Source organism: Deltaproteobacteria bacterium (assembly GCA_016874735.1).
GTDB lineage: Bacteria > Bdellovibrionota_B > Oligoflexia > Oligoflexales > CAIYRB01 > CAIYRB01.
The window spans coordinates 1-5,343 of record VGTI01000121.1 but is presented as its reverse complement, the minus strand read 5'-3'; the positions used below and the strand labels follow the sequence as shown (position 1 = coordinate 5,343).

7 protein-coding genes are annotated in these 5,343 nt (G+C 49.5%); 5 read left to right on the top strand and 2 right to left on the bottom strand.

What is annotated here, in order from left to right; translation table 11 throughout:
• Positions 1–2: 2 nt before the first annotated feature.
• Both FJ146_19285 and FJ146_19280 read left to right on the top strand, forming a co-directional pair.
• Entirely contained in the window at positions 3–95 is a 93-nt protein-coding gene (locus FJ146_19285) for a transposase (protein MBM4254115.1), read from the top strand.
• 95 nt (positions 96–190) lie between these two features.
• The gene (locus tag FJ146_19280) at positions 191–844 is read left to right on the top strand and encodes a hypothetical protein (protein MBM4254114.1); all 654 of its coding nucleotides are present in this window, start codon (positions 191–193) and stop codon (positions 842–844) included.
• A gap of 305 nt (positions 845–1,149) precedes the next feature.
• On the opposite strand, the gene FJ146_19275 is transcribed toward FJ146_19280, so the two are convergent.
• Positions 1,150–1,737, bottom strand: coding sequence for a hypothetical protein (locus FJ146_19275; GenBank protein ID MBM4254113.1), 588 nt, complete (start codon positions 1,735–1,737; stop codon positions 1,150–1,152).
• 2 nt (positions 1,738–1,739) lie between these two features.
• Entirely contained in the window at positions 1,740–2,801 is a 1,062-nt protein-coding gene (locus FJ146_19270; GenBank protein ID MBM4254112.1) for a trypsin-like serine protease, read from the bottom strand.
• 756 nt (positions 2,802–3,557) lie between these two features.
• Between FJ146_19270 and FJ146_19265 the strand changes: the two genes are divergently transcribed.
• The 3 genes from FJ146_19265 to FJ146_19255 all read left to right on the top strand — a co-directional run bounded on the left by FJ146_19265 (position 3,558) and on the right by FJ146_19255 (position 5,010).
• A complete protein-coding gene (locus FJ146_19265; protein MBM4254111.1) occupies positions 3,558–3,845 on the top strand; it encodes a hypothetical protein in 288 nt (95 codons plus the stop codon).
• 193 nt (positions 3,846–4,038) lie between these two features.
• On the top strand, positions 4,039–4,317 hold the full coding sequence (locus FJ146_19260; GenBank protein MBM4254110.1) for a hypothetical protein: 279 nt from the start codon (positions 4,039–4,041) through the stop codon (positions 4,315–4,317).
• 297 nt (positions 4,318–4,614) lie between these two features.
• Positions 4,615–5,010 (top strand): hypothetical protein, encoded by a 396-nt coding sequence (locus FJ146_19255; protein MBM4254109.1) that lies wholly within the window; start codon positions 4,615–4,617, stop codon positions 5,008–5,010.
• Positions 5,011–5,343: the final 333 nt, after the last annotated feature.

Genomic DNA, 5,343 nt, shown 5'->3' with positions numbered 1-5,343 from the left:
AATTGATCGAGGGCTGGTACAATCGTGAACGCTTGCACTCGTCGCTTGGCAATTTAAGCCCTGACGAGTATGAACGTCAAACCATAGGCGCTTAACTCAGTGTCGACAAAATTAGGGGAACGTCACTAAAGCCGTCTGCACAGTAACTAAGAATAACCTGACGTCTGGCGCCATTGCAGGCAGCATAAAGGTGGCCTCAAGCGCATTAGACCTTGGTCGATACTACGATTCTTCGAGTAACAATGGTGCTAGCCAAACCGACGCTAACGGCAAGTCTAACGAACGTACCGATGATAAATTTTACGTGGAATATAACGAGAATTGGTACGTCACAGGTATCAACGTCGCCACCCGAACAGTAAGGACCATGCGTGCACGTACCGGTGACATCTACACTTCAAGGCATTTAAAGTCCGACACATCTGCCACATCCCCGGCAGAATCTGGCTACAATAAAGTCGTACGTGAATGTAATACAGCAGCAAAACCGGCGTCGGGCGAAGGGGGCTCAAGCAATGTCTCTGTCGTACGCAACTTCAACACTAGAAACCCACTTGTCCCCGAGTATAACGTCTTGCGAAAATTGACTGGTAATTCGGAGTTCGCCGACCATGCATACTGCGCAGCCCTTGATACGGCCACCAACGCTAAGGACTATATGGTGTCGCTTGTGAGCGCTAAAAATGCAACTCCACCCGGGCTTGAGTGCGGACCTGACTGGGCAACAGTGGAAACAGGGGAGGTCTGGAGCGCAAATGATGGCTATACGAGTCCAGTTGGTGAGACAAACACCTCGAACCAGTACTCAGTAGAGCAGACTGCCGTCACGGCGTCGGTGTTTTAACTATGCTATTAACAGCGAAAGCCTAGGACTAGGTAAATGAGGCAGGGTGCATAGATCTTAATCCTTGCACCCTGCTTTTCTCTAATTGAGATCACTTTTCGCCGAGTAAATAACCGACACCAAACGACACCGTACGCAGCTTACCAGACTCTTCCCTACCAGCGATCTTGTGCCCGAAACTCGCATCGGACGCCCTCAGCATGTAACTGTAAGACCAAAATCTGAGTTGACGTGAAAAGAAGTCACATCAAACTCATTTGAGACTTGATGTGACTTGAATCTACCGATCGAATGAAATGACTATTTCACTGGAAAAAGATCTGTACACCACCGAGAACATAACGCGACAGGTAGCTCGTCTTCTGATTAGCAAACTCTGCGTCACCCATAATTGCTCGGTACTCAGCAATGAAACCAAATCGTTCTGACAAAGCTTTAGGCACGATTCCAAGCCGCACACCCAAACTTGTACCGGTGAACCCGAAGTTATTCGCCGCGGTACTAAGGGTCTCAGAGCTTAGTCCTAGATACGGTACTAGGCGAACGCTCAGATTCTCATTCGATACTGGAATATAAGCTAGGCCCACATTGTAGCCCACACCCAGCACCCCGACCTTGTCGCCAGAGCTGAAAGGCGCTGTCTGCGGGGCCGCACTAAACTGACTACCGCGAGCAACTTCGAATTCCATATCCATGCCAAACCGCTTTCCTTCTTTGGTCTGGTCGGGTGTCTGAACCAGGAATGAAACTCCCCACGCTGGGCCAGATTTGCCGTTGGATTGGTTGCTCTCGGTCATTTGGCCAGCCTTATAACTGAGACTGCCGATGGTGTTTGCATGCGCCAGCTGAGGTGCAAGTAACGTGATGGTAACGAGTAAATTTTTGAAATTCATGATTATTGACACTCCGGGTCTGCGAGGCGATGATCAGTGCACAGCTGTGCACAAGTTGCCACTACCACAGCTGGTGACACCGTGGCAAGAAAAGCCGGACAAGCTGCCGCACCGACTGTCATAAACGCGCAAATCGCTGTGCCTGCAGCTATCGTTGTACCACCGATAACACCAGCCGCAACTGCACCACAGGTGGCCCGTGTCCACCCAGCCGCTTTGGCCTGATCACCCAAAATATTTGAGTTTACTTTTGCAGCGTTACCTATGATGGCATCTTTGGCAGCCTCGAGGGGATTTGGAATCTCGACATTACACCCACGACAGCAAATGCAAGGCATTTTGAACGCTTCAAGGCTATTTTGTGGAAGGCTAGCCAAGTCAGCTTTGGGGTCACTGAGACTCGCAAAGTCGAGACCAAGGTTCTTATTGAGCTTTGAGTTATGAGCCACATGCAGTCCAATCACCTCGCCATTACTCAGAACCGCCGACCCTGACATCCCGGGTACGGTGTCACACTCGTAGGTGAAGGCAGCAGCGGCAGCTTCCTTCGACTTAATGTTACAGATTGACTGCACCCACTTACCACTAGTCAAGTCATAGCCAGCCACAGTGATAGCCTGGTCGACAGAGGATTTTAGACTTGGTGCAAAATACTCGAATTTTCCTGTGTCGAGTTTATAGACGGCTAAGTCTTTTTTTGTATCAGCTGAAATCAGCTTTTCGACACGCGCAATCTTGCCGCTGGCAGATGAAAAGGTGAAACCGTCAACATCACTTAAATCGGCTTTATCAACACAGTGCACCACAGTGATCACTACGTTAGGTCCGATCAATGTCGCGTTACAGTTGTGATCACCTATGTTGAGGAGACCGAGGCGTGCTAGTACATTTGCGTCCTGGAGTTCAGTTCGATCGTCAGTGCCGATAATTGCCTTTGCCTGAGACGCTTTCTTGCCGTCTCGACAGCCAACGACAGTGAACGCAGCGAACGCCAATAAGACCGAAATGGTCCGTAGGGCCGATACTGACGATAATTTGCTGATACTAGACACTTTGCTTCTCATACCATTTGCTCCGTTTTTGACCTGGTGAGGTCAGTTGTGATTTTTGGTGTTGAAAAACACCGCCTGAAGACACCGAAAAACGTCAAGGCAACAACAACGGCAGTTGAATCAGGAGAGCGATCAAAGCGAGCTACAAAAGATTTTACGTTCACAATTAGTTTTGCAAAGAGCTTGCCAAACTAAAATCGTTAGGAACACTCTTAGCAGAATTATAAAATCAAAGGACAAATTAAATCAGAGATGCGCATCGTTGCCGATTATCTCTGACCACAAAAATACCAACCGCAGTTATGTGCACAATCCTTGTTCGTCGTTCATACCGATGATGATGGTCATTCAAAGACTGAGAATTATTTGAAGCCGTCCTCGCAGCGTCCAGGAAATTTGCAATGGATGCACAGGTGTGTATTTTTTATAACCACTAGGTTATGGCTGAGGTCATTTGCACGTTGGGTTTTGACCTCAACTCCCTCATTTTATTTGACCACGGTGATACCACCCTACGCGGCACGATATTTGCTCCGGACGTCTCTGCACGTTCCAACCAGATGAGGCACATGTCCCATGCGTATCCAATTTGCGTTCCTAGCCGCTATGCTAGGCCTAACTGCCTGCGACTACCCGAAACAATCCAAAACAACCGCCAAGAGCGACGACCTGGAACCGACTCCGCAGATTGCTTACGTCTCGAGCACGAGCAATTAGGAGGCGATCACGTGCTCCGGGCTCAGCCTCGGAGGACCAAGCTGCGAGTCGATGGATTCTGCAGCTGAGATCTTCGAGGGCATAGCTGGTGTCTCGGGCGCGGCCGTGCTCACCTGCGCCTTAATACCTGATCCCATCCTCTCAAAGGGCTTAGCGGTCGGATTTGCGGCTCTTGGGGCGCAAAGTAAATTAACGGCGTTTATCTTGGATAAGTTTCCGTGCGATGCTTCGCTCTCGCAAAAACAGAAAGACGAAATCGCGCGCCAGGTAGGTGCGATCCTAACGGCGCGGGGTGTCAACGTCGAAGGCCCGATTACCATTCCTGCCAACAACAAATAAGAGGTGGCCTGTGCTTGACTCACTTTCTGACGGCTTATCTTTTCTGGCATCAGCAGCGAGCGTAGCTGTCTCTGCGCTTGGATTTTACGAGGTAGTCTATAGCTTAGGCCCGGCGCCGACGGTGGTCATAACATTTGACGGCATTGCACCGAGTTATAGCGTGACGGTATAAAAAGGGCTATTCCGCCGCCGCATGAACGCTCAGTCCATCGTCAGGTTTGCTCCAGGTACCGGCATGTATTTTCCAGGCGGGCGTCGCTTTTGCCGGAGTCAAATTGGTTTCGAGGTAGACGTCGTCTTTCTAGATGCGCAACAAGTCGTCGTATCCATCAGCCGCGCGGGAGAAAAAGCGCCGGTGTCACCACTCGATCGGCACGCAGAGTCCCTATTCATCTGCAACAAGGGCGAGGCGGACACTCTAAGCCCTGGGCAAAAGGCCTGGATAGAGATCGAAGATATCGGCGGTAAATAGTTCGATCTTACGGCAAAAACACGAGACTCCACTGTCTCCCTAATTCCGTGCCTCCGTGGTCTAGCGGGACTAGCGCAGTTCACCACGAAGAAAGGGAATTAGGGATAGAGGGAGGGTTTTGCTGACTCGACAGCGAACGGGTAAATGGAAGGGTGACGCAAGGACCTGTAATTCTTGCTTGAATCTTCCGTATTTCCAGCCGCTTCAAAAATTCCGGGCCATTCAGTCAAGAATTGGCTGGAAACTGCCGAGTACATGACCGTCTTAGTCGAGTCCCGATATATATAGGATGCGACCATGGGTGCTAGAACCAAGACAAACAAAGCCGAGTTAATGGTAAGTCGCAGAAAATTCTTCGACCGAGTCGGGGTTGTGACAAATTTTTACGAACTAGAGTTGCTGGGTCTAGCAGGGCATGATTTCTGCGGGTTATGTATCAAAAGCCTGTTACCACAGTTGATCAAATTCACTGAGATTAATCCTGAGTATCACATCGTATCAAGTGTAGGCGTCGGTCGCTTTGCCAATCGGTATTGCGAGGATGCTGATGCCTACCTCATTGCTAATGGGGATAGAGATCCATTAATTGAAGTCAATTATCTACTTGATCCGCTGTGGCCCGTCATTTGGGAGGACGGCATGGCTGCGGCTATTGCCGAAATTAACAATATCAAAAACGGTCGCAAGTCTTAGGCTGTGCTTTTGTCTGTTAACCTCGTCGTCGCCTACCGTCAATGCATGAAAAAGCGAGAGATCGTCATACAACTTAGTGCGCGGTGAATCTGCACCAACGGTCGCTATCTCACGAGACAGCAAATACTGGAACAATGCAAATGCATCAAAATGATCCTCTCTCGTATAAGTGGCGGTCATCTGCTTCAAGGAAAAAGGGAGGGTACAGGGGACGTGATAGCGCACGGAGACATATGAGGTTGCTGCAAGCGAGGGGAATTCAGATCAATAACCGGATAATTCTGCCGAATTAATCAAAAATGGTCCGACGTAAATAAAGAATTGGGCGGCAAC